At 64.7% G+C, this 23,500-nt stretch carries 23 protein-coding genes; 14 read left to right on the plus strand and 9 right to left on the minus strand.

Annotation, left to right across the window (positions count from 1 at the left end; all coding sequences use genetic code 11):
• Nucleotides 1–38 precede the first annotated feature (38 nt).
• From N2602_RS03065 to N2602_RS03090, 6 genes are read left to right on the plus strand one after another with little or no spacing between them, the layout of a single operon-like run.
• Nucleotides 39–1,553, plus strand: a complete 1,515-nt coding sequence (locus tag N2602_RS03065) for an amidase (RefSeq protein ID WP_260381720.1) — start codon at nucleotides 39–41, stop codon at nucleotides 1,551–1,553.
• A 36-nt stretch (nucleotides 1,554–1,589) separates the two neighbouring features.
• Nucleotides 1,590–2,447 (plus strand): branched-chain amino acid ABC transporter permease, encoded by an 858-nt coding sequence (locus tag N2602_RS03070; RefSeq protein WP_172786533.1) that lies wholly within the window; start codon nucleotides 1,590–1,592, stop codon nucleotides 2,445–2,447.
• 2 nt (nucleotides 2,448–2,449) lie between these two features.
• Complete coding sequence (locus N2602_RS03075; protein ID WP_172786534.1) at nucleotides 2,450–3,667, plus strand: substrate-binding protein; 1,218 nt, start codon at nucleotides 2,450–2,452, stop codon at nucleotides 3,665–3,667.
• Nucleotides 3,668–3,673: 6 nt separating this feature from the next.
• Complete coding sequence (locus tag N2602_RS03080) at nucleotides 3,674–4,777, plus strand: branched-chain amino acid ABC transporter permease (RefSeq protein WP_260381721.1); 1,104 nt, start codon at nucleotides 3,674–3,676, stop codon at nucleotides 4,775–4,777.
• A complete protein-coding gene (locus N2602_RS03085; RefSeq protein WP_260381722.1) occupies nucleotides 4,767–5,498 on the plus strand; it encodes an ABC transporter ATP-binding protein in 732 nt (243 codons plus the stop codon). Before N2602_RS03080 ends, N2602_RS03085 begins: the two co-directional genes overlap by 11 nt.
• The gene (locus N2602_RS03090) at nucleotides 5,491–6,186 is read left to right on the plus strand and encodes an ABC transporter ATP-binding protein (RefSeq protein ID WP_025032669.1); all 696 of its coding nucleotides are present in this window, start codon (nucleotides 5,491–5,493) and stop codon (nucleotides 6,184–6,186) included. Before N2602_RS03085 ends, N2602_RS03090 begins: the two co-directional genes overlap by 8 nt.
• An 848-nt stretch (nucleotides 6,187–7,034) precedes the next feature.
• On the opposite strand, the gene N2602_RS03095 is transcribed toward N2602_RS03090, so the two are convergent.
• From N2602_RS03095 to N2602_RS03115, 5 genes are all read right to left on the minus strand, one after another.
• Nucleotides 7,035–7,820, minus strand: a complete 786-nt coding sequence (locus N2602_RS03095) for a DUF3883 domain-containing protein (protein WP_260381723.1) — start codon at nucleotides 7,818–7,820, stop codon at nucleotides 7,035–7,037.
• Between the two features lie 213 nt (nucleotides 7,821–8,033).
• Nucleotides 8,034–9,563: a L,D-transpeptidase family protein gene (locus N2602_RS03100; protein ID WP_260381724.1), complete on the minus strand. Its 1,530-nt coding sequence runs from the start codon at nucleotides 9,561–9,563 to the stop codon at nucleotides 8,034–8,036.
• A gap of 486 nt (nucleotides 9,564–10,049) precedes the next feature.
• A complete protein-coding gene (locus tag N2602_RS03105; protein WP_260381725.1) occupies nucleotides 10,050–11,012 on the minus strand; it encodes an acetyl-CoA carboxylase carboxyltransferase subunit alpha in 963 nt (320 codons plus the stop codon).
• 324 nt (nucleotides 11,013–11,336) lie between these two features.
• Complete coding sequence (gene xerD / locus N2602_RS03110; RefSeq protein WP_260381726.1) at nucleotides 11,337–12,293, minus strand: site-specific tyrosine recombinase XerD; 957 nt, start codon at nucleotides 12,291–12,293, stop codon at nucleotides 11,337–11,339.
• Between the two features lie 17 nt (nucleotides 12,294–12,310).
• On the minus strand, nucleotides 12,311–12,457 hold the full coding sequence (locus N2602_RS03115) for a hypothetical protein (RefSeq protein WP_035669499.1): 147 nt from the start codon (nucleotides 12,455–12,457) through the stop codon (nucleotides 12,311–12,313).
• Between the two features lie 173 nt (nucleotides 12,458–12,630).
• Between N2602_RS03115 and N2602_RS03120 the strand changes: the two genes are divergently transcribed.
• The 3 genes from N2602_RS03120 to N2602_RS03130 all read left to right on the plus strand — a co-directional run bounded on the left by N2602_RS03120 (nucleotide 12,631) and on the right by N2602_RS03130 (nucleotide 15,813).
• Nucleotides 12,631–13,254 (plus strand): shikimate kinase, encoded by a 624-nt coding sequence (locus tag N2602_RS03120; protein ID WP_172786751.1) that lies wholly within the window; start codon nucleotides 12,631–12,633, stop codon nucleotides 13,252–13,254.
• On the plus strand, nucleotides 13,251–14,393 hold the full coding sequence (aroB, locus tag N2602_RS03125) for a 3-dehydroquinate synthase (RefSeq protein WP_260381727.1): 1,143 nt from the start codon (nucleotides 13,251–13,253) through the stop codon (nucleotides 14,391–14,393). The genes N2602_RS03120 and aroB overlap by 4 nt, the downstream gene beginning before the upstream one ends.
• Before the next feature lie 67 nt (nucleotides 14,394–14,460).
• Nucleotides 14,461–15,813, plus strand: a complete 1,353-nt coding sequence (locus tag N2602_RS03130; protein ID WP_172786541.1) for a hemolysin family protein — start codon at nucleotides 14,461–14,463, stop codon at nucleotides 15,811–15,813.
• Here the strand turns inward: N2602_RS03130 and N2602_RS03135 are convergent.
• Nucleotides 15,810–16,088 (minus strand): BolA family transcriptional regulator, encoded by a 279-nt coding sequence (locus N2602_RS03135; protein WP_260381728.1) that lies wholly within the window; start codon nucleotides 16,086–16,088, stop codon nucleotides 15,810–15,812. The genes N2602_RS03130 and N2602_RS03135 overlap by 4 nt on opposite strands.
• Before the next feature lie 118 nt (nucleotides 16,089–16,206).
• Between N2602_RS03135 and N2602_RS03140 the strand changes: the two genes are divergently transcribed.
• Entirely contained in the window at nucleotides 16,207–16,836 is a 630-nt protein-coding gene (locus N2602_RS03140) for a J domain-containing protein (RefSeq protein WP_036014711.1), read from the plus strand.
• A gap of 207 nt (nucleotides 16,837–17,043) precedes the next feature.
• On the opposite strand, the gene N2602_RS03145 is transcribed toward N2602_RS03140, so the two are convergent.
• The gene (locus N2602_RS03145; RefSeq protein WP_172786543.1) at nucleotides 17,044–18,138 is read right to left on the minus strand and encodes a citrate synthase/methylcitrate synthase; all 1,095 of its coding nucleotides are present in this window, start codon (nucleotides 18,136–18,138) and stop codon (nucleotides 17,044–17,046) included.
• A gap of 76 nt (nucleotides 18,139–18,214) precedes the next feature.
• Here N2602_RS03145 and N2602_RS03150 point away from each other — a divergent pair, with 76 nt between their 5' ends.
• A complete protein-coding gene (locus tag N2602_RS03150; protein ID WP_260381729.1) occupies nucleotides 18,215–19,435 on the plus strand; it encodes a citrate synthase family protein in 1,221 nt (406 codons plus the stop codon).
• An 18-nt stretch (nucleotides 19,436–19,453) separates the two neighbouring features.
• Here the strand turns inward: N2602_RS03150 and N2602_RS03155 are convergent, their stop codons facing one another.
• Nucleotides 19,454–20,383: a LysR family transcriptional regulator gene (locus tag N2602_RS03155; protein ID WP_260381730.1), complete on the minus strand. Its 930-nt coding sequence runs from the start codon at nucleotides 20,381–20,383 to the stop codon at nucleotides 19,454–19,456.
• A 124-nt stretch (nucleotides 20,384–20,507) separates the two neighbouring features.
• Between N2602_RS03155 and N2602_RS03160 the strand changes: the two genes are divergently transcribed.
• Both N2602_RS03160 and N2602_RS03165 read left to right on the plus strand, forming a co-directional pair.
• A complete protein-coding gene (locus N2602_RS03160) occupies nucleotides 20,508–21,110 on the plus strand; it encodes an NADPH-dependent F420 reductase (RefSeq protein ID WP_260381731.1) in 603 nt (200 codons plus the stop codon).
• 43 nt (nucleotides 21,111–21,153) lie between these two features.
• Nucleotides 21,154–21,528 carry a nuclear transport factor 2 family protein gene (locus tag N2602_RS03165; RefSeq protein WP_260381732.1) on the plus strand — a complete coding sequence of 125 codons (375 nt, stop codon included), beginning with the start codon at nucleotides 21,154–21,156 and terminating at the stop codon, nucleotides 21,526–21,528.
• A gap of 20 nt (nucleotides 21,529–21,548) precedes the next feature.
• Here the strand turns inward: N2602_RS03165 and N2602_RS03170 are convergent, their stop codons facing one another.
• On the minus strand, nucleotides 21,549–22,205 hold the full coding sequence (locus tag N2602_RS03170) for a DedA family protein (protein WP_260381733.1): 657 nt from the start codon (nucleotides 22,203–22,205) through the stop codon (nucleotides 21,549–21,551).
• 294 nt (nucleotides 22,206–22,499) lie between these two features.
• Between N2602_RS03170 and cobS the strand changes: the two genes are divergently transcribed.
• Complete coding sequence (gene cobS, locus N2602_RS03175; RefSeq protein WP_172786549.1) at nucleotides 22,500–23,498, plus strand: cobaltochelatase subunit CobS; 999 nt, start codon at nucleotides 22,500–22,502, stop codon at nucleotides 23,496–23,498.
• The last annotated feature ends 2 nt before the right edge of the window (nucleotides 23,499–23,500 follow it).

Consider the following 23,500-nt stretch of genomic DNA (forward strand, 5'->3'; position numbering starts at 1 on the left):
TCAGTGCCAGGGATCAAGAAGCCTTCAAGGAGAGCGCCGTGACAGTTGCCCTTCCCACGCCAGCCCAACTTCGCAGTGTCGCCGAGCAGTGCGGCCTTTCGCTCACCGATGATGACGTCGCCTCGTTCCGCGGTCTCATGCAGGGCTCGATCGAAGCCTACAATCTCGTTGCCGCGATGCCGGACGAATTGCCCGAGGTGAAATATCCGCGCACGCCGGGCTATCGGCCCTCGGCCGAAGAGAACCCGCGCAATGCCTGGTATCGCAAGTCGACCGTGAAGGGCGCCGCCAGCGGCAAGCTCAAGGGCAAGACCGTTGCACTGAAGGACAACATCATGCTGGCCGGCGTGCCCATGACCAACGGCTCGTCGACGCTGGAAGGCTATGTGCCCGATTTCGACGCCACCATCGTCACGCGCATGCTGGATGCCGGCGCCGAGATCAAGGGTAAGGTGCATTGCGAGCATTTCTGCCTGTCCGGCGGCAGCCACACCGGCTCCTACGGGCCGGTGCATAATCCGCACAAGATGGGCTACTCGGCCGGCGGCTCGTCGTCGGGATCGGGCGTCGTGGTCGCGCTCGGCGAGGTCGACATGGCGATCGGCGGCGATCAGGGCGGCTCGATCCGCATGCCGTCCTCGTTCTGCGGCATCTACGGCATGAAGCCGACCTGGGGCCTCGTCCCCTATACCGGGATCATGCCGATCGAGATCTATGTCGATCATACCGGGCCGATGACGGCGACGGTCGCCGACAATGCGCTGCTGCTCGAGGTGCTCGCCGGCGATGACGGCTACGATCCCAGGATCAAGGCCCCGAAGGTCGAGGAATACACCAAGGCGCTCGGCCAGGGCGTCAAGGGCATGAAGATCGGCATCCTCAAGGAGGGTTTCGAGCAGCCGACCGCCGAGTCTGCGGTGAACGAAAGCGTGCGCGAGGCCGCAAAGCGCTTCAAGGATCTGGGCGCCACTGTCGAGACCGTCTCGATTCCGATGCACCTCATGGGCGGAGCGATCTGGACTCCGATCGGCACCGAAGGCCTGACCCAGACCATGATGTTCGGCGATGGCTATGGCCTCAGCCGCGGCGATCTCTATTCGACCTCGCTGATGGATTTCCATCGCGGCTGGCGCCGGCAGGCCAACTCGCTGTCCGAGACCACGAAACTGTTCATGATGCTTGGCACCTACATCAACAACAATTTCGGTCCACGCTTCTACGGCAAGGCGCTCAACATCTCGCGCCGGCTGACCGCGGCCTACGACAAGGCCTTTGCGGATTACGATCTGCTCTTGCTACCGACCACGCCGATGAAGGCGACCAAGCTGCCGGAGCCCAATGCCAGCCGCGAGGACTACGTCGCTCGTGCGCTCGAGATGATCTCGAACACCGCGCCGTTCGACATCACCCATCATCCCGCGATGTCGCTGCCCTGCGGCATGGTCGACGGCCTGCCGGTCGGCCTGATGCTGGTCGGCCGCATGTTCGAGGAATCCACCATCTACCGCGCCGCCCATGCCTTCGAGCAGATCGACGACTGGAAGAAGATGTGAACGAGGGACTAGTCCAGACGAACGGAACACCACCACATGGCTAACGCGTTCGTCGCAGCGTTCGAAATCCTGAGCTTCGGTGCGATCATCGTCCTGATCGTGCTGGGGCTCGGGATCATCGCCAGCATGATGGGCATCTTCAACTTCGCGCAGGGCGAGTTCGTCCTGCTCGGGGCGTACATCACCTATCTCGCTTATGCCAAGGGCCTGCCGATCTGGGCGGGCATGGTGGCAGCGCCCTTCGTGGTCGGCGCTCTCGGCTTCGTGCTGGAGGCGCTGATCATCCGGCGATTCTACGCCGCACCGATCGTTGCCATGCTCGGCACCTATGCGCTCGGCCTGATCATCCGCGAGATCGTTCGCGGGCTGATCGGCGGCTTCTATCTCACCGTGCCGGAGCCGATCGGCGGCTCGATCGACGTCGGCGCCATGCACATCTCGGCCTGGCGCTTCACCATCATCGTCATCACGCTGCTGGTGATGGGCCTCTGCTATCTGCTGCTGTCGCGCACCAGCTTCGGCCTGCGCGTGCGGGCGACGCTGGAGAACCCGTCGCTGGCGCGTGCCTCGGGCATCTCAACGCCGCTGATCTACGGCGCCACCTTTGCCTTCGGAGCAGCGCTCGCCGGCCTGGCCGGTGCGCTGATCGTGCCGGTGTTCAGCCTGTTTGCCGATCTCGGCCTGCGCTTCCTGATCCAGGGCTTCGTCGCGGTCATGGTCGGCGGCGTCGGCTCCTTCATCGGCCCGGTCGCGGGCGCCGGCGTCATCGGCACGCTGAGCGCGGCGCTGCCCTGGGTGATGGCGCCCGTCGTCGCCGACGTGCTCGTCTTCGTCCTTGCCATCGTCTTCATCAAATTCCGTCCGCAAGGTCTCATCGCTGGAAAAGGGGTTTAGTCATGTTCGATCGTACGCAGCTTTCGCGCCGCCGCTTTCTCTCCAATTTCGCCTTTGCATCGGGTGCGGTCGCAACCGGCGTCGGCAGCTGGGTGATCCCGGCGCCCTGGGCCAATGCGGCGGAGGCGCCGATCAAGGTCGGCATCGCCACCGACCTCACCGGCCCGATCGCCTATGCCGGCAATGCCGACGCCAACGTCGCGAAAATGGTGATCAAGGAGATCAACGGAGCCGGCGGCCTGCTCGGCCGTCCGCTCGAGCTCTACATCGAGGACACCGCGTCCAACGAATCCGTCGCCGTCGGCAACGTCCGCAAGCTGATCCAGCGCGACAAGGTCGACATGGTGCTGGGCGGCATCACCTCGTCGATGCGCAACGCGATCAAGGACCCGATCGTGGCGCGCGGCAAGACGCTCTACATCTATCCGCAGCTCTACGAGGGCAAGGAGTGCACGCCCTACCTGTTCTGCACCGGCCCGACGCCGGCGCAGCAATGCGACGAGTTCATCCCCTGGCTGATCAAGAACGGCGGCAAGAAGTTCGCGCTGCCCAGCGCCAACTACGTCTGGCCGCATACCCTCAACGTCTATGCCCGCAAGGTGATCGAGGCGAGTGGCGGCGAGGTCGTGTTCGAAGAATATTACCCGCTCGACCAGGTCGACTTCTCCGCGACCGTCAACCGCATCATCTCCAACAAGGTCGACGTCGTCTTCAACACCGTCATCCCGCCCGGCGTCGGACCGTTCTTCAAGCAGCTCTATGAAGCCGGCTTCCTCAAGAACGGCGGACGTCTCGCCTGCGTCTACTACGACGAGAACACGCTCAACATCAACCAGGCTGCCGAAATCGAGGGCCTCGCCAGCTGCCTCGACTATTTCAAGGTGCTGACCAAGGAGAACCCGTTCGACGCCAAGATCCAGGCGGCCTATGAGAAGGATTTCCCGGGCAACTTCCTGTTCGCCGCCGGCAGCGCGGCCACCGGCACCTATCGCGGCCTCAAGCTGTGGGAAGCGGCGGTGAAGGAAGCCGGCAAGATCGACCGCGAGTCCGTTGCCGCCGCGCTCGACCATGCCAAGATCGCCGAAGGTCCCGGTGGACCCGCCGAAATGGTGCCGGGCAAGCGGCACTGCAAGATGAAGATGTACACCGCGGTCGCAAAGAGCGGCAATTACGAGATCGTCGGGCGCAGCAACGGCCTCGTCGATCCCAAGGAATGCTGAGGTGGAATGCTGAAGCCGATGAGTGTGGTAAGAGAGGCCATCGTCGCCGACGCGGACGACGAAGCGGATGGTGCGATGGCTGAAGGCGCAGCGGCGGAACAGGCCAATGGCCGCGTCGAGGCAGGACGAAAAATCCTGCCCATCGTCGAGGGCCTTGTGCTCGTCGCGGCGCTGTTCGCGCCCCTGGTGCTGCAGGACTATCTCACGGTATTCGCGACGCGCGTGGTCATCCTCGCGCTGTTCGCGCTGTCGTTCGACCTGGTCTGGGGCTATGCCGGCATCATGAGCTTCGGCCAGGCCCTGTTCTTCGGCTCGGCCGGCTACGGCGTCGCCCTGCTCGCGCGCGACCTCGGCATCACGAACATCTTCCTGGTGCTGCCGGCGGGCACGCTGATCGGCCTCACCTTCGCGCTGCTGCTCGGCGGCTTCCTGCTGCTGGGACGGCACCCCTCCAGCGTGATCTTCGTCTCGCTGGGCACGCTGACCGGCTCCTACGCCGCCGATCGTCTGGCGCGCGGCTGGTATTATCTCGGCGGCCAGAACGGCATCCCCTCGATCGCGCCGATGTCGCTCGGGTCTTACGACTTCACGGAAGGACCGGCCTTCTATTATCTCGTGCTCGGCATCCTCGTCGTGGTCTACCTGCTCTGCCGCTTCCTGGTGCGCTCGCAGTTCGGTCTGGCGCTCGCAGGCCTGCGCGAGAACGAGCAGCGCATCGCCTTCTTCGGCTACAAGGCGCAGCACCTGAAGGCGATCATCTTCACCATCGGCGGCGCCATCGCCGGTCTTGCCGGGAGCCTCTATGCCTTCCACGAAGGTTTCGTCTGGCCCAACATGGTCGGCGTCGTGGTTTCGACCCAGGTCGTGCTCTACGTCCTGTTCGGCGGCTCCGGCACGCTGATCGGCGCCGTCATCGGCACCGTGATCGTCGAGGGCGTCAGCTTCTGGCTCTCGGACAATTACCGCGACATCTGGCCGATCATCCTCGGCTTGCTGCTCCTGCTCGTGATCCTGTTCCGGCCGCTCGGCCTGATCAGTTTTGTCCTTGGCGAGCGCGAACGGGTCGGCAGCTTCGGCTCCCGGATCAAGGAGAAGCACAATGCTCCTTGAAGCCGCCGGCATCAAGAAGGTCTTCGGCAAGCTCACCGCGCTCGACGGCGCAGCCCTCAGCGTCGGCGAGAACGAGTTCCACGGCCTGATCGGCCCGAACGGCTCGGGCAAGAGCACATTGATGAAGTGCATCGCCGGCGCCGAGGTGCCGACGCAAGGCAAGGTGAGCTTCGTCAACACCGATATCACCGCGTTCACACCGACCGAGCGTGCCCGCGCCGGCATGAGCCTGAAATTCCAGATCACATCCGTGCTGCCGTCGTTGACGCTCTACGACAACATCCTGCTCGCGCTACAGGCGCAGTCCTCGCTGTTCGACCTCGTGTTCTCGCGCACACGCGGCGCGTTGCACGATCAGGTCATGACCATGCTCAGGCAGTTCCGTCTCGCCGACCGCGCCTTCGATGCGGCCGCCGCGCTGTCGCACGGTCAGCAGCAATGGCTGGAGATCGCGATGGCGCTCGCCGGCAAGCCGAAGCTGCTGCTGCTCGACGAGCCCACCGGCGGCATGAGCCTGGAGGAGCGTCGCGTCACCGGCGAATTGCTGCAACCGATCAAGAAACATTGCTCGCTCGTCATCGTCGAGCACGACCTCGATTTCATCCGCGACATCTGCGACCGCCTCACAGTGCTCGACCAGGGCAGGGTGCTGGCAACAGGCACGGTGTCCGAGATCCAGGCCAACACATCCGTCCAGGAGATCTATCTGCGCCGTGCCTGAATTTTTGGACATCAAGCATCTCGATGCCGGCTACGGCCGCAGCCAGGTCCTGTTCGACGTCAGCCTCGGCATCCCCTGGCGCGGCGGCGTCGCCGTGCTCGGCCGCAACGGCGCCGGCAAGACCACGCTGATGAAGACCATCGTCGGCGAGCTGCCGGCATGGAAGGGCGAGGTCGCATTCGATGGCCGCGACATCAGTCGCCGCGCCACCCAGGAGCGCGTCCGCGCCGGCATCGGCTATGTGCCGCAGGAGCATTCGGTGTTCGCGCGCCTGTCGGTGCGCGACAATCTCGCGGTCGGCTCGCTCGCCAGCAAGGACGCATCGGCAATCGACCGCGTGCTGGCCATCTTCCCGAAGCTCGGCCAGCGCCTCGACCAGCCCGCCGGCACGCTCTCCGGCGGCGAGCGCAAGATGCTCGCGATCGGGCGCGCCATGCTGGGCGATCCCAAGCTGCTGCTGCTGGACGAGCCCACCGAAGGCGTCTGGATCGGCGTCATCGAGGAGATCACCGAGCGCCTGATCGAGCTCGCCAAGACCATCGCCGTCATCATCGTCGAGCAGCACCTCGACCTCGCGCTCCGCGTCGCCGACTATGCTTACGTGCTCGACCGCGGAAGAGTCGCGCTGCAGGGGGAGGCGGGGGAGGTGAGGGGCAATCCGGAGCTGATGCGCTATCTGGCGCCGTAGGGATATGGCCCGTGCGCGAGCTGAGCGCGCGCCTCGTCCTTCGAGACGACCGCTTCGCGGTCTCCTCAGGATGAGGCTAAGCAGCATCGGAGCCTGTTGAAACTGGTGCAACGCTCTCGATCCTCATCCTGAGGGCCCGCCAATGGCGGGCGTCTCGAAGGATGGCCACAAGCGAGATCGCTCCATATGCGATACCCCGGCGCTTGACCAAGACTGGCGCGGCACCCTGTCCGCTTCTTCAATTGTCAAACATCCGAACGTGCCATCGCGATCCCGCGGCGCTTCCGCGCCCGGGTTTTGCTTCGCTTCTGGCGCTCTTCGAGTCGGAAGGGCGCAGGGAAGGCCGGGTACCGGCTGGCACCCGCGAGCCCCTGTGCAATGATGCGTAAGTAGACGCTCACAGGGGAGACACAGGTGCAGCCCGATAACCGGCCTTCCCTGCGCAGTGGTTTGACGGCTTAGGTCGCGCTCTCCCCGGGGAGCGTTGCACTTTTGCCCCCGTCGCCTCGCCAGATCGCTGATGTGGGCAACCCGGTTGGGCACCCACACCACCGCGAAAGACTTGACGCCAGCCTGCGGGCGCCAGGACCACACGATTTTGCCGTACGCTGGCCCTGCTTCGCCTTTCGGCCTCGCAAGGGCGCGGCAGCGCCGTCGTACCACGCCCGCTGATCGCTCACGGGGACTACCCGCCCTGCGACCGCATCTGGCGCCAACGCCGCCCGCGTCCACCGCAACCCACCCCACGAACCGTGACGATCGGGTGTTTCGGGGGTTCGGGTAAAGAGAATTTTTATTTATCAGAAGTTTTCTCGCGGCGGCAGAATTACCTAAAGCCAACCTGCACGCTATCTGGGTTCAGCCGAATATGTGTTCGGCGTCATGCAGAGGGCATGTTCGAGCGGCGGAGCTATCTCGAACATCTGTGCCCGGTTTCGAAAATGGAAGACGCGGCGGATTCGGTAGCTGTCACTTCTTTCTGCTGCAACATCCACTTCGCGGCGCGTGAGCCAGAACGCGGTGCGTTCGTGACCGCACGTCGTCTTGATCTCCAGTAGCCGCTCCTGCCCATCGGTTTCAAAAGAACGGATGTCGTAACCGTAGCCATCGCCATCCAGGTCTGAAACCCAGCGAACGTCATTGGCAAGGTCTTCGCGCCCGGAGCGGCGTAAACGGTCGCGCTCGAAGTCCATCACGAACTTCTCTCCAGCTTTCCCCAACTGCCGGTTTCGCGCGTCGCGCTCGGCGGGATCGAACTTTCCCACGAGCCGCCGGACTGCAGGGGTCAGTGTCTTTTCGAAACCTGCGATGGAAGGCGGAGCTACGAACAAGGCATCATCGTTTAGCATCAGCGGTCGAGTGTCGTTGCTAGCCGGGTAAAGAACGTCGGGTGTCTTTCCAATATTGCGCTCGACCGCGGCCACTAAGGCGTCTTGATAGTGCGCCAGCGGCTTGTAACCGTTGATCCACTGGGCTCCGAGCATATCGAGAACAGCGGAGATGTTCTGAAGCTTGCGCTCGATCGATGCTTCGGACCGACGAACGAACGTCATCAACTGACGCCGGTTCTGTGCCTTGCTGTATGCGATGCCTTCTCTTTCGGAGGTCAGCATCCGAAAATAACTGTCGACCACGGCGGAGATTTCACTCTCCGTCCAAGGTGTCCCTGCAGTTCCGTTGACGTGCTCAGGGTCCAAAATTTCGGCCTCTTGAACACGAAGGTTATCAGGGGATCACTTTGGCGCAAGATTGGCACGAAGACTGCCGCTGCCGGCACCACCGCCTTTGCGGACGATGACGTTGTTAGGCTTGATTGCCTCGTGGAAGGCGCGTTCGCGTCCGCCCGCCTACTTCACCGCCGAGAACCGGCTGTCAAACGAGTTCGACTGCACCACCGGCGCGGCGCCGGCCATCATCGGGGCATTGTCACCCGCGCCGTCCGAGACCGACGGCTTCAGCGCCGGGCGCGTTGCGGCGAGGCGGGTGTCGGGCTTCGGCGGCTCGGCAGGCTTGGCGACCGCAACGGCCGGCTTCGGCGTGTCCTTCGCCGCGTCTTTTACTGAATCCTTGGACTTGTCCTGCCCCGGCACGAAGCGAGTCACGGCGGCCTTGAGTCTCGAGGCGGCCGTGGCCGGCGTCGTGGAGGTCTGGGCGGCCGGGGCCACGGACGCGGTGGCTTGCGGCGCCGGCGTGGTGGTCGCGGTGGTATCGGCGGTGCCGAGCCCCATCTTGCGGCCGAGATTGGAGAAGAAGCCGCCGGACTTTTCGGCAGGTTGGGCCGCGGCGACGCGGGTGCCGGTCGCGGGCGTGCTGACGGCGACGACAGGCTCTTCCTTCGGTGCGGGCGCGGACGCGACGGCGTCGAGGTTCGGCTTGGGCGGGTTGACGTGGCCGGGGATGGTGCCGGGCGCCTTCGCCATGGCGAGCATCTGCAGCGTGGTGCCTTCGGCGCCCTCGGACAGGCCGGTCGAGCCTTCCGGAATCTTGGCGGCGAAGATCTTGTTCATGCCGCCATCGATGCCGGTGTTCATCCGCGCCACCGGCGTGCCCTTGGCGACCAGCCTTGCGTATTCGGTTTCGTCCTTGGCCTGCTTCTCGCGCACGGCGCTGGCGATCTCCTCGGGGATCACATAGGCCGGGCATTTTGCGGAAGCGTCGAACACCGGATCGCGCTTGGCATCGGCCGGTTTCGCCGCGTCGAAAACGTACTTCTTCTCGCAGAAATCGACCTTCGGCTCCTGCCGCGTCACCTCGAAATGATCATAGCCTTCCTTGATCATCTTCCAGAACGCCATGTTCGGATTGTTCCGGTGCTTGGCCATGTTCACCGGCGTCATCTTGAACGGATAGGCCTGCAGCTGGAATGCCTTCTGGCCGCCGAAGAAGGACTCGCGCCCCAGCGAATAGATCTCCGCGATCTGCTCATCCGTCATCGCGTAGCAGCCGCGCGAAGAGCAGTCGCCGTGCACCATCAGCTGCGAGCCGGTGCGGCCCAGCGCCTTGTCGAACGCGTTCGGATAGCCGGTGTTGAACGAGAGGTAATAGGCCGATTGCGGATTCATCTGGCCCGGGTTGATCGAGTAGAATCCCTCCGGCGCCTGGCGGTCGCCTTCGCGCACCTTGGGGCCGAGATCGCCCGACCAGCGGCAGATCGGATAGGTCTTGAGCAGCGCGAACTGGCCGTTGCGGGTCTGCTTCCAGACCTCGAGCTCCGCCTCCTGCTTGAACAGGCGGACCAGGATCGGCGATTGCAGGTCCATATTCTTCTCGGCCATCGCGGCGATCAGCTTCGGCGGCACTGGCTGATTGGCCTTGGCATTGGTTGCGAGCGAGACCTGATCGGTGTCGCAGCCGGACAGCAGAACGCCGGCCGTCATCAGCGCAACCGAAGCCAAGAGCGCGCGAGCAAGCGAACGAGAAATCAAGATGGACCCCACACCGTGCCGGGCATTGAAGCGCGAACCCCAATTCTCCCGAAGCGCAATCCGACCGGAAAACCGACCCGCCGAGACGGGCCCGGTCAGACCCCGCTCCAGCGCTTATGCCCTGAAGCCATTGATTAAAATTCTAACCTCTGGGTCATGTGGTCGCAACCCGAGCGGGGATCACGAGGGCGTTGGCCCAAAGGTGTGGTCAACAGAGACTTAAACTGGGCCGTAACTTGGACCTTGCAGCCAAACCGTCACTGAGATCGCCGATTTGGGCAAAAAAAGGGTTAATGCGGGGTTACCGGGGGCTGCCCGAAAGGTCTCGTAGGGTGGGCAAAGGCGCGAAGCGCCGTGCCCACGATCTGTCCGTTGCGAGGCGTAAAATGGTGGGCACGCTTCGCTTTGCCCACCCTACGTGACCGGAATCGAGGCGAATCAGCCCAGTTTCCGGCCGATATCGAGGAATTTCTGCCGCCGCTGCTTGCGGATGGCATCCCCATCAAAGTTCCCGAGCTCATCGAAGGCCTTGGCGATGGCCTCGCCCGTGGTGGCGATCATGGCGGCGGGGTCGCGGTGGGCGCCGCCGACCGGCTCCTTCAGGATGGCGTCGATCACGCCAAAGCGGAGCATGTCCTGGGCGGTGATCTTCATGTTGTTGGCGGCTTCCTGCGCCTTGGTGCCGTCGCGCCAGAGGATGGAGGACGCCGCCTCCGGCGAGATCACGCTGTAGATCGCGTGCTCGAGCATCAAGACCTTGTTGGCCGTGGTGATGGCGATGGCGCCGCCCGACATGCCCTCGCCGGTGATGATCGCGACGTTCGGCACGGTCAGCGCCAGGCACGCATCGGTCGAGCGCGCGATCGCCTCGGCTTGTCCCCGCTCCTCGGCGCCGATGCCGGGATAGGCGCCGGCGGAATCGGCCAGCGACAGCACCGGCAGGCCGAAGCGCTCGGCCATCTCCATCAGCCGCACGCATTTGCGATAGCCTTCGGGGCGCGCCATGCCGAAATTGTGCCGGATGCGGCTCTCGGTGGAATCGCCCTTTTCCTGGCCCATCACGCAGATCGGCTCGCCGCGGAAGCGGCCGAAGCCGGCGACCAGCGCCTCGTCCTCGCCGAACTTGCGGTCGCCGGCCAGCGGGGTGAACTCGGTGATCAGGCCCTTGATGAAGTCGTTGAAATGCGGCCGCTGCGGATGCCGCGCGACAAGCGTCTTCTGCCACGGCGTCAGGTTCGCATAGAGGTCGGCCAGCGCCTGCGCCGCCTTGTCTTCGATCCGCCCGACCTCGTCGCTGATGTCGGTGCCGGTGGCGGCGAGCGCGCGCAATTCGTCGACCTTGGAGTCGAGCTCGGCGACGGGCTTTTCGAAGTCGAGATAGCTGCGCATCTGGTCTTGCATCAACTCAATATAAGGGGACGGGGCTTGAGAAGCGAAGCGAGTTGGGGTTGCGGAAAGAAGTGTAGCGTCTTCAATGGTTTGGCTTGTGCGCTGATGCAGTCGGCCAAATCAGCCGTTGGGCCCCGGCTCTTTCTGCGGAGATCTGGCCGAAGTCAAGGCGGTTTCCTCGTAGTTCTGGCTGGGCTCTCGTGTCCCGGACGCGCTGCAGCGCTTTTATAGCGCTGCTGCGCAGAGGCGGGACCCAGCGCGGCCTGGGCCCCGGCTCAGCAGCGCATCACTGACGTGCTGCGCTGCGTCCGGGGCACGAAGACCTCTCACTTATCCTCACTTCTCCGCCAGCGGGTGCAGGTCGCGCACCAGGCTCTTGAGTCGCTCCTCGACCACATGGGTATAGATCTGGGTCGTCGAGATGTCGCTGTGGCCGAGCAGGGTCTGCACGATGCGCAGGTCCGCGCCGTTGTGCAGCAAATGGCTGGCAAAGGCATGGCGCAGCACGTGCGGGGAGACCAGCCGGGCCTGAAGTCCCGAGGCGACCGCGAGCTCCTTCAAGTCGCGGGCAAAATGCTGTCGCGTCAGATGTCCGCTCTCGCCGAACGAGGGGAACAGCCATTTCGAGGCTGCCACGCTGTTCTTCCTGTCGGCCTTTGCTGCTTCCGTCGCGGCGAGATAATCCGCCATCGCCTGCCGCGAAGCGTCGTTGAGCGGCACCAGCCGTTCCTTGTTGCCCTTGCCGCGCACCACGATCATGCGGGCGTCGCGCTTGGCCGCCGAGCGCGGCAGTGCCACCAGCTCGGAGACGCGCAGGCCCGTGGCGTAGAGTACCTCGAGCAGGCAGTAGAGCCGCAGCGCCCGCAGCCGCCTGGAGGGCGAGACATCTTCCGCCTCGCTCAATTCCTTGGCGCGGCGGAGCATGCGGTCGACGTCGGCGATCGACAGCACTTTTGGCAGGCCGCGGCCGCGCTTCGGGCCTGACAGGATCGCCGCGGGGTCGTCACCGCGGATGCGCTCGTTCAGCAGGAAACGGTAGAGGTGCCGCATCGCGGACAGCCGGCGGGCGACGCTGGTGGACTTGAAACCGCGGGTGTCGAGATCGGCGAGATAGTCGCGCAGCGTCTGGGTCTCGGCATCCACGAAGGTATGGCCGACCCGGCCCAGAAATTCGGAGAAATCGGTGAGGTCGCGGCGGTACGCGTCGAGCGTGTTGGGGCCGGCGCCCTGTTCCGCTGCGAGCATGTCGAGGAACAGGCCGATGAGCTTGGCGTCTGAGGGCGGGTTGCGCATGCCCTGGAGGCTAGCTTCTATTTCTTGAGAAATTTGTCCGGCGGGATCGTCACCGTCATTTCCCGCGGCTTCGGATTGACGAAGTTCGCCAGCGCGAAGACCACGCCATAGACGATGCCGGCGATCACAGCAACGACCGTCAGGAAGCGGAACAGGCTCGGCATCGTTCGGGAGTCTCGGGTAGGGGCTCGGCAGCCAAATTAACCAATGAAATCATCCAACATGTTCGCCGTTTCGTGGCAAGAGTCCTCTGGCGAGGGCCCCCATGGGGTCGTATAGGTGGCCAAAGCATGCCGCATCTGGCGGCAGTTCGAGCGAGATCCAGTCGAGCAAGACGATGTCCGACGCCGCGTTGCCGCTTCCTGCTTCGCCCGAGGCCGACATCCTGTCGGCGCTCGGCGCGCGCTCGATCGTGCTCGTCGGCATGATGGGGGTGGGCAAATCCACCATCGGCCGGCGGCTCGCGGCCCGGCTCAAGCTGCCCTTCGTCGACGCCGACACGGAGATCGAGGCGGCGGCCGGCATGACCATACCGGAAATTTTCGAGCGTTATGGCGAAGCGCATTTCCGCGAGGGCGAGACACGGGTGATCGCGCGGCTGCTCGACGATGGACCCGTGGTGCTGGCAACCGGCGGCGGCGCCTATATGCGCGAGGAGACGCGGTCCCGCATCGCCGCCAAGGCGGTCTCGATCTGGCTTCGGGCGGACCACGACGTCATCATGCGCCGCGTCCGCCGCCGTGCCGACCGTCCGCTGCTCCAGACCGCCGATCCGGAAGGGACGGTGACGCGCCTGCTCACCGAGCGTGAGCCGGTCTATGGCAAAGCCGACCTCACCATCGCCTCGCGCGACGTGCCCCACGACAAAATCGTCGAGGAGTGCATCGAGACGCTGCGTGCTCATCTCTGCGGCGAGCAGTCCGCCCCACCACCTCAAGACGTTGCGAGTGCGTTAAGATGACTGCGCCGTTGAAGCATTCCGATCCCATCAACGTCGGCGTCGCGCTGGAGAATCGCGCCTATGACATCGTCATCGGCCGCGGCGTGCTGGCCTCGCTCGGCGAGCGCATCGCCGCGCTGCGTCCCGGCGTGCGCACGGCGATCGTGACCGATCGCACCGTGGCCAAACACTGGCTCGAGCCGACCGAAGCATCGCTTGCGGCCGCCGGCATTCCGACCTCGCGCATCGTGGTCGAGGAAGGCGAGATCTCGAAAACCTATGCCGGCCTCGAAAAGGTCAGCGAGGCCCTGATCGCCGCAAAAATCGAGCGCAACGATCTCGTCATCGCGCTCGGCGGCGGCGTGGTCGGCGATCTCGCCGGCTTTGCCGCGGCGATCCTGCGCCGCGGCGTCGATTTCGTGCAGGTGCCGACCTCGCTGCTCGCGCAGGTCGATTCGTCCGTCGGCGGCAAGACCGGCATCAATTCGCCGCAGGGCAAGAACCTGTTGGGGGCCTTCCACCAGCCGGTGCTCGTCGTCGCCGACACCGCCGTGCTGGACACGCTGTCGCCGCGCCAGTTCCGGGCCGGCTATGCCGAGGTCGCCAAATACGGCGTGCTGGGCGACGAGGCTTTCTTCACCTGGCTGGAGAAGAACCATGCGGACATCTCTAGGGGCGGATCGGCTCGCGAGCATGCGATCGCGACCTCCTGCCGGGCCAAGGCCGCAATCGTCGCGCGCGACGAGCGCGAGACCGGCGAACGCGCGCTGCTCAATCTCGGTCACACCTTCGGTCACGCGCTGGAAGCTGCGACCGGCTTCTCCGATCGCCTGTTCCACGGCGAGGGCGTCGCCATCGGCATGACGCTGGCGGCGCAGTTCTCGGCGAAGCTCGGCATGATCGGCGCGGCCGATGCCGCCCGCGTCGAGCGTCACCTGATCGAGGCCGGCCTGCCGACGCGTCTGCAGGACATCGCGGGCTTTGCGCAGGAAGGGCTTGCCGATGCCGACGCGCTGATGGCGCTGATGGCGCAGGACAAGAAGGTCAAGCGCGGCAAGCTCACCTTCATCCTGCTGGAGGCGGTGGGCGGCGCAGTGATCGCAAAGGACGTCGAGCCGACGCCGGTGCGCGACTTCCTGAAAGAGAAGCTCGCGCAGTGATGGCGGGACCGTTCAGATCGGCCGCCCGCGAAACGGCGGGGAATGCCGGGGCGGTCGCGAGGCAAACATGAGTTCGATCTCGATCAACCTTCTGCTTGCAGCCCTCCTGCTCGCTGCCAACGCGTTCTACGTGGCGGCGGAATTTGCGCTGGTGAAGAGCCGCGGCTTCCGCGTCAAGGCCATGGTCGAGCAGAACCGCTTCGGCGCACGCCTGCTGCAGACCATGATGGGGAATATCGAGTCCTATCTCGCCTGCTGCCAGCTCGGCATCACCATGGCTTCCCTCGGTCTCGGCTGGATCGGTGAGCCGACCGTGTCGGCGCTGCTGAGCCCTGTCCTCAGCCCGCTCGGATTGTCGGAGGCCACGCTGCACTTCACCTCGTTCGTGGCGGGCTTCCTGGTCTTCTCGTCGCTGCACATCATCATCGGCGAGCAGGTGCCGAAGACGCTTGCGATCCGGGAGCCAATGCCGGTGTCGCAGTGGATCGCATACCCGCTGCATGTCTCCTATCTGGTGTTCTATCCGCTGAGCTGGTGCCTCAACACGGCCTCGAGCGCGATCCTGCGCCTGATCGGGGTCCAGGAGTTTTCGCAACACGAGATCCTGACCGATTCGGAGATCGAAGGCCTGGTCGAGGAATCGGCCGTGCACGGCAAGATCGAGAGCGGCGAGGCCGAATACATTCACAACGTCTTCCGCCTCGGCGAGCTCACGGTGTCCGACGTGATGGTTCACCGCACCGCCATGGTGATGATCAATGCCGACCTGCCGCCGGAGGAGCTGGTGCGGGAGGTGCTGGCCACCGAATACACCCGCATTCCGCTGTGGCGCGACAAGCCGGAGAACATCATCGGCATTCTGCACGCCAAGGATCTGTTGCGCGCCATCCGCGCGTCGGAGGGCGAGACCTCGCGCATCGACGTCTCCACCATCATGCTGCCGCCCTGGTTCGTGCCGGAGATGCGGCCGATATCCCAGCAGCTCAAGGCGTTCCGCCGTCGCAAGACCCATTTCGCGCTCGTCGTCGACGAGTATGGCGAGGTTGAAGGCCTGGTGACGCTGGAAGACATTCTGGAAGAGATCGTCGGCGATATCTCCGACGAGCATGACGTGGTGGTGGCCGGCGTGCGCCGCCAGCCCGACGGCTCCGTCGTCGTCGACGGCTCGGTGCCGATCCGCGACCTCAACCGCGCCATGGACTGGCATCTGCCCGATGAAGAGGCAACCACGGTCGCCGGCCTCGTCATTCACGAGGCGCGCTCGATCCCCGACCGCGGCCAGAGCTTCACCTTCCACGGCTTCCGCTTCCGCGTGCTCCGCCGCGAGCGCAACCGCATCACCGCGCTCCGTATTTCACCGGTGCCGCGCGAGGCCGAGCTGGAAGAGGCCAAGCCGAGACGGGCCGGGACGTCGTTCTAACCTTCCCCTGGCGCCTGCGCATCGATCGCGAGCGCGTGCACGCTGCCGGCAAGTTCCGCGGCGAGCGCCGAATTTATCATGCGATGACGGTCGACCCGGCTCTTCCCTTTGAAGGCGGCAGACACGATATACACACGGAAGTGCGTCTCGCCGCCCGCCCGATGGCCGGCGTGGCCCTCATGCAAATGTGACTCGTCGACGACTTGCAGGCTTTCGGGCGTGAAAGCTTCCTGCAACTTGTTGCTGATAGTGTCTTTCATAGCCATGTGTGCCATTAAGGTGCGCGGTCGCACCCCGTCAATACCCGGACGTCCAGGCTCGTCGCGACCGGGTGCTCAGCGAATTGCAATGTCAAGACTTGAAGGTTTTCGCATTGCGTAGTCAAAGTCAGCCATGCCGATCGATTCATCAAAGTTCTTCGACTCCATCCGCGTGAAGCCGCGGGGCAAGCAGCCGGAAGTGAAGCCGCGCGACACCGCGGTCAATTGCGAGTGGGCGGGCTGCGCCAACAAGGGCTCGCACCGCGCGCCGAAGGGCCGCGAGAACCAGCGCGAGTATTGGCACTTCTGTCTCGACCACGTGCGCGAGTACAACCAGAACTACAATTTCTTCTCCGGCATGAATGCCGAAGCCGTTGCGCGCTACCAGAAGGATGCGCTGACCGGTCACCGCCCGACCTGGAAGATGGGCGCCAATGGCGGCAAGAAGGGCGCGGAAGAGATCGACATGGCGGCCGATCCTTTCAGCATGTTCTCCGAGATCAACGGCCGCGCCAGCTGGCGCAAGGGCCCCGAAGCGGAGCCCAAGGCCGAGACCCGCAAGGTGATGAACGCCGAGCGCAAGGCGCTCCAGGTCATGGGTCTCGGCCCCAGCGCCACGCTCGCCGACGTCAAGACCAAGTACAAGGCGCTGGTGAAGCAGCACCACCCCGACGCCAATGGCGGCGACCGCTCGACCGAAGACCGCCTGATCGAGATCATCAAGGCGTACAATTATCTGAAGACGGTCGTGCGCGAGGCGTAGGACTCGCGGTACCTTCCGGTGTCGTCCCGGTTTTCGCGCGGACGGCAGTGTCGTAGGGCGGGCAAAGCGACTTGTCCGCCATAGCTCGAAGAGCGACGGCGGAAGCGTGCCCACACTTTTTTTCCCTCGAGAGAGATGGTGGGCACGGCGCAAGTGCGCCTTTGCCCACCCTACGATTCCCGGACTCGCGGAGAGATCCGCGCCACCTCACGCCACCGGCATCGCCCCGACATACGACGAGCTCGGCCTGATCAACCGCCCCGTGCGCTGCTGCTCGCGCGCGTGTGCGGTCCAGCCGGCGCTGCGCGCGACCGCGAAGATCGGCGTGAACGCCTGCCGCGGGATCGTCAGCGCATCGAGCAGGATCGCGGTGAAGAACTCGACGTTCGTCTCCAGCGGCCGGTCCGGATTCTTCTTGCGCAGGGCGCTGCGGATATAGGCCTCGACCTCGCCGGCAAACGGCAGGTCGGTGCCATTGGACGCCAGCGCTTCGACCGCGGTCTTGAGCACGTCGGCGCGCGGATCGCGCACGCGATAGACGCGGTGACCGAAACCCATCATCCGCTCGCCGCGCGCCAGCGCCGCATCCACCCAGGGCTGAATGCGCTCGCGCGAGCCGATCGCGTCCAGCATTTCCAGCACCGGCTCCGGCGCCCCGCCATGCAGCGGACCGGTCAGTGCGCAATAGCCGGCGGTGACGGCGGCGAACAGATCGGCCTGCGTCGAGGCCACCACGCGCGCGGTGAAGGTCGAGGCGTTCATGCCGTGGTCGCTGGCGGTGACGAGATAGGCGTCCAATGCCGTGACCTCGCGCGCGGCCGGCGAACGCCCGTGCAGCATGCGCAGCGTGTCGGCGGCATGGCTCACGTTGGGATCGGGCGCGACCGGCTCGAGCCCCCTCGCGCGCCGCACCAGTGCGCCCGCGATCACCGGAAATGCGCCGACGATCGTCGCCTCGTGCTCCAGCCCGGGCTCGGCGCGAAGTCCGGCGACGGCCGCCCGGAACCCGTCGATGACGCCCATGCCGCGCGTCGCCGGCAGCAGGTCCGGCAGCCGCGTGAAGGCGCGCTCGCGCGCCGCGCCCAGGTGTGAGCGCACATTGGCTTCGGTGAGGGTGGTTTTGCTGGCGCCGTTCCAGAGCCGGGCGGTGACGCCCTCGAAGCTCGAGATGGCGGCGAGTCGGCCGACATGCTCGCCAGCGATGATCAGCTCGCCGCGCTCGCCATCGACATGGCTCAGCACGGTCTCGGCCGCGGGAACGCCGTCCAGCCCGATCTGGCTTTTGGTGAGGTGGATGTTCATGGCCCAAATCTCCTGTTCACGGAGGATAAGGTCAGGCCTCTCGACACGTTGATCAATCTTGATTACATAAATCAATATGAAAAATTCCGATGGGCTGTACCTCTCCGCCCGGGAAGCCGCCGCCGAGCTCGCGATCTCCCCGGCCACCCTCTACGCCTATGTCAGCCGCGGCCTGATCCGCTCCGAGCCGACGCCGGACTCGCGCAAGAACCGCTATCGCGCCGAGGACGTCCGCGCGCTCAAAGAACGGCGCGTGCCGTCGCCGGAGCCGCGCGGCCTGCGCAGCTTCGATGCCGACTTGCCGGTGATGGACACGGAGATCTCGACCATCACCGAGGAGGGCGCGATCTACCGCGGCGTCAATTGCGTCGATCTTTCAGAGAACGACACGCTGGAGCACACGGCGACGCTGCTGTGGGATGTCGCCGACGTCGATCCGTTCGATCCGGATAATCAGCCCGAGATGTCCGAGGAGATGCGCACGATCGCGGCGGCCGCGCGCCGGGCGGCGCCGATCGACCGCGCCATCGCCGTGCTGGCGCTGGCGGCGAGCGTCGATCCCCGCGCCTTCACCCGGGCGCCCGATGGGCGCGCCATGGTCGGCGCACGCATCGTCCGCCTGCTGGTTGCGACCATGCTCAATGCGGAAGCCTCGGCCGAGCCGCTGCATCAGCAGGTCGCGCGCGCCTGGGCGGCGGACAACAAGCACGCGCCCGATCTGATCCGCCGCGCGCTGGTGCTGCTGGCCGATCACGAGCTGAACGCCTCGACCTTCACCACGCGCTGTGCGGCCTCGACTGGCCTCAACCTTTATGACTCCGTCATTGCCGGGCTCGCCGCGTTGAAAGGGCCGAAGCATGGCGGCGCCGGCGTCTTGGCCTCGCAGCTCGTCAAGACGCTGGTCGACCGCGATGTCGCGCCTGTTGTGCGCGAACGCGTCGCGCTTGGCGAGCGCTTTGCCGGCTTCGGCCACGGCGTTTACAAGCGCGGCGATCCCCGTGCGCAGTCGCTGCTGAACGCGCTGTCGCGCGCCGGCGCACCGCGAAAATTCACCAGGGAAGTGCCGGAGCGGATCGCGGAAGCCACCGGTGAGTTCGTCAATATCGACTACGCGCTCGCCGTGCTGGTGCACGCATTGCGCCTGCCCGCGGGCAGCGAGCTCGCGCTGTTCGCGATGGCCCGCAGCGTCGGCTGGATCGCCCATGCCAGCGAGCAATTGCAGTTCGGCAAGCTGATCAGGCCGCGGGCAAGGTATGTGGGACCGGCGCCGGGGCGGCGAGCGGGGGCCGCGGAGTAGAATACTTTGCCGGTCCCGTTAGCTCAGGCTTCCGGCGAAGCGTTCGGCGAGCCTGTTTTTCTTGAATGCGTCGGCAACCCAGTCCACGAAGACTCTCGTCTTCGCGGGCACAAGCTTGCGCGATGCGTGGTAAATCGAGATTGCGCCAGCGTCACAGTACCAGCGTGGCACCAGGCGTAGCAGCGACCCGTTTTCGAGCGCGGGAAGAATGTCGGCGGTGGCAAGCATGGCAACGCCCAGGTCCAACAGTGCCGCCTCGCGCATCGCAGCGGGATCGTTGACCACGATCGACTCAGATAGTGGGGCTTGAACTTCCCGCCCCGAAACATCGCGCATCGACCAGTGCCGGATGCGTCCCGTCTGCAGCGAGCGCATGACGATGCCATCCAGTGCGGCCAGTTCGTCCGGCTTGGTCGGTGATGTTCGCCCGGACATGTAGGCTGGAGAGGCCACGGCGATGATGTGTGCTGGCGCAAGGGTGCGACTGACAAGACCGGGCAACAATTCGAACCCACCTCCGATCGCGGCGTCATAGCCTTCACCGACCAGATCGACCTGACGGTTCTCGAAGTGCCACTCAGGGCGAACCTGCGGGTAACGGGCCAGGAAGCCGGGAAGCAGTGGCAGGATATGGGCTGTGCCGAATGTCGGCGGCAGGCTTATCTTGAGAACGCCCGCCGGCTCCTCGCGTCCGGTCGATGCTCCGGCGATCGCGGCCTGCAGTCCCTCAAGATGGCCGGCGATGGCTGTGCGAAACGTCTCGCCGGCCTCGGTGAGCGTCAGCCTCCGTGTCGAACGATGAAATAATCGGACGCCGAGATTGCGCTCCAGCATGGCGACGTTGCGGCTGACGGCTGCCGGAGTCAGCAAAAGGCGCCGGCCAGCCTCCGAGAAGCTGCCGCACTCAGCGCTGCGAATGAATGATTCCAGGTTGGCCAGTGTTTCCATGGGCTCATTTGCAAGTGATCGTTGAAAATCTTACGAGCAATATCCTCCTAATCAAAGGGCAATGTTTGGGTCATCTCTAGGCCACCGATCAGCTCGCCTGATCCCAAACAGCTCGGAGCATTCCATGTCCACCATCGGCATCATCGGCGCAGGCAATATTGGCCGCGCACTCGCCCAGGCGCTGGCGCGCAATGGCATCGCCGCGACCCTGTCCAACAGCCGCGGCCCGGACAGTCTTAGGACGACCGTGGCCGAGATCGGTCCGCTCGTGATCGCCGGCACCCGCGAGGAAGCTGCGGCCAAGGATATCGTCTTCGTTGCGGTCAACTGGTCAAAGCTGCCTGATGCGCTTGCCGGCCTGCCGCCATTCGGCGGGCGCATCGTCGTTGACGCCAACAATCCGATCGAGGCGCCGCTGTTCAAGCCGGCGGAGCTCGGTGGTCGCGCCTCGTCCGAAGTTTTCGCCGATCTGGTGCAAGGTGCGCGGGTGGTGAAGGCGTTCAATCACCTCTTGGCGCAGCTCCTCGCAACAGACCCGGCGAGCAAGGGCGGCAAGCGCGTGCTGTTCTACTCGGGCGACGACGCCGATGCGAAGGCAAGTGTCGGCGCGCTGATCGACCGGCTCGGATTCTTTGGCATCGATCTAGGTTCGCTCGCGGTCGGAGCCAGGCTGACCCAGTTTCCGGGCGGTCCGCTTCCGGCGCTGAACCTGGTCAAGTTCGGCTGATGGCTTCGAGGATGTTCTCCAACGAGATGAGAAAGGCTGCGAGATGACCACCAATGATATCGAGTTCGACCGACTTCTACGGGCCAATTTGGAGCGCGTGTTCAACGAGCGGGACGAGGACAAGCGGCGGACCGCCATTGCCGAGTTGTTCGTTGAAGAGCCCGTCATGTACGAGCCGACGAAGATCGTTCGGGGACGCCTGGAGATATCGCGCGTCGCCGGAGAGCTTCTGAAGCAGTTCGGACCGACATTCAGGTTCGTACCCGATGGGGTTGCGGTCGGGCATCATGGCTTGGCGCGTCTGGCCTGGCATGCCGGACCCGAGCAAGGCCCTATTGCAGTGACCGGTGCCGACGTAGCCGAAGTCGAAGGTGGAAAAATCGCACGGCTCTGGGTGTTGCTCAATCCGCCGCAGTGAAAACAAGTCGTGCTGCCGAACTAGGCCTGCGGCGTCTTCGCCGCGACATCACCATTCCGCCGGCGATAGATCCACACGGCTACGCCCAGCACGATCGCGACGGCTACCACCGTCAAGATCCAAACGTGCTTGCCGACATGTCCGTGATGATGCAGCCCGGCATATTCGTGCAGCGCCGACACGGCCAGCACGCCCGGCAGCACATGGGCGGGCGCCCAGGCCAGGATCGCCGGGATGTTCACGGCATAGAATTTCGCGGGCGTCATGCCCAGCGCGCCGGCTGTCACGGGCACGAAAGCGCGGATCGGCGGCACGAAGCGGGCGAAGAACACGGCCCAGGTGCCGAAGCGGTGGAAGAAATTCTCGCTCTCGGCAACCAGGCGCGGATAATTGGTCAGCGGCCAGGTGTTGAGGATCTCGCGCTGCCGCCTATGCCCGATCCAATAGGCCGATCCGTCACCGAGCACGGCGCCGGCTGCGGCCGCGAGCAGCACCCACAGCAGCTGCAATTCGCCGCCGGGGACCAGGGCGCTCAGCGCCAGGATGATGGTCGAGCCCGGGATCACCGATCCCACCACCGGAACGGCTTCGAGCAGCGCCGCCAGGAACAGGGTCAGGTAGGCCAGCCACGGATGGGCGGAGACGAAGGCGATGAGGGGATCGAGAAAGGACGTCACGTCGTCTCTTGAAGGGCTGGAGCATGGGAGCTTCGGACCCTACATAAGTAACCGCATACGGCCAAAGTAACCATTCGCACGGAACGGCGCGACCCGCCCGAATTTGGGCGTGATTCGCAAGGCAGCCCTCCAAAAACCGCGCTCCTTGCCTATCTAAATGAAAAGACAACGGAACTTTGATTGGTGGGCGGGCTTCTGCCGGCTCGTTGTCTCTGATAGGTTGATTTTCAGCACCCAGCCGCAGCCAACGTGCGAATAACCGGTTTCGGGACGGCCCGGGACCTCGGAGGATTGATGACGACCGCCGCCCTGTCCAAAGTTGAGGAAGTTTCCGGTCAGCCCGACATGAAGGTGTCGGTGCGCCAGGTGTTCGGGATCGACAGCGATCTCGAAGTGCCGGCCTATTCCGAAGTCGATCCTCACGTGCCCGAAGTCGATTCCGATTATCGCTTCGACCGCGCCACCACGCTCGCCATTCTCGCCGGCTTCGCCCGCAACCGCCGCGTGATGGTGACCGGCTATCACGGCACCGGCAAATCCACCCATATCGAGCAGGTCGCGGCACGCCTGAACTGGCCCTGCGTGCGCGTCAATCTCGACAGCCACATCAGCCGTATCGACCTCGTCGGCAAGGACTCCATCGTGGTCCGCGACGGCAAGCAGGTCACCGAATTCCGCGACGGCATCCTGCCCTGGGCGCTGCAGAACAACGTCGCGCTGGTGTTCGACGAATACGACGCCGGCCGCCCGGACGTGATGTTCGTGATCCAGCGCGTGCTGGAAGTCTCGGGACGCCTGACGCTCCTGGACCAGAACAAGGTGATCAAGCCGCACCCGGCGTTCCGCCTGTTCGCGACCGCCAACACGGTCGGCCTCGGCGACACCTCGGGCCTCTATCACGGCACCCAGCAGATCAACCAGGGCCAGATGGACCGCTGGTCGATCGTCACCACGCTGAACTATCTCAGTCACGACGAGGAAGTCGAGATCGTGCTGGCCAAGGCCAAGCATTATCGCACCCAGGAAGGCCGCGACATCGTCAACAAGATGGTGCGCCTTGCCGATCTCACCCGTAACGCCTTCGCCAATGGCGATCTGTCGACGGTGATGAGCCCGCGCACGGTGATCACTTGGGCGGAAAATTCCGACATCTTCGGCGATATCGGCTTCGCCTTCCGCGTCACCTTCCTCAACAAGTGCGACGAGCTCGAGCGTCCCCTGGTCGCCGAGTTCTATCAGCGCTGCTTCAATGCGGAGCTGCCGGAATCGGCGGTCAACGTGGCGCTCAGCTGACC

This window comes from Bradyrhizobium sp. NC92 (assembly GCF_025200865.1).
Lineage (GTDB): Bacteria > Pseudomonadota > Alphaproteobacteria > Rhizobiales > Xanthobacteraceae > Bradyrhizobium.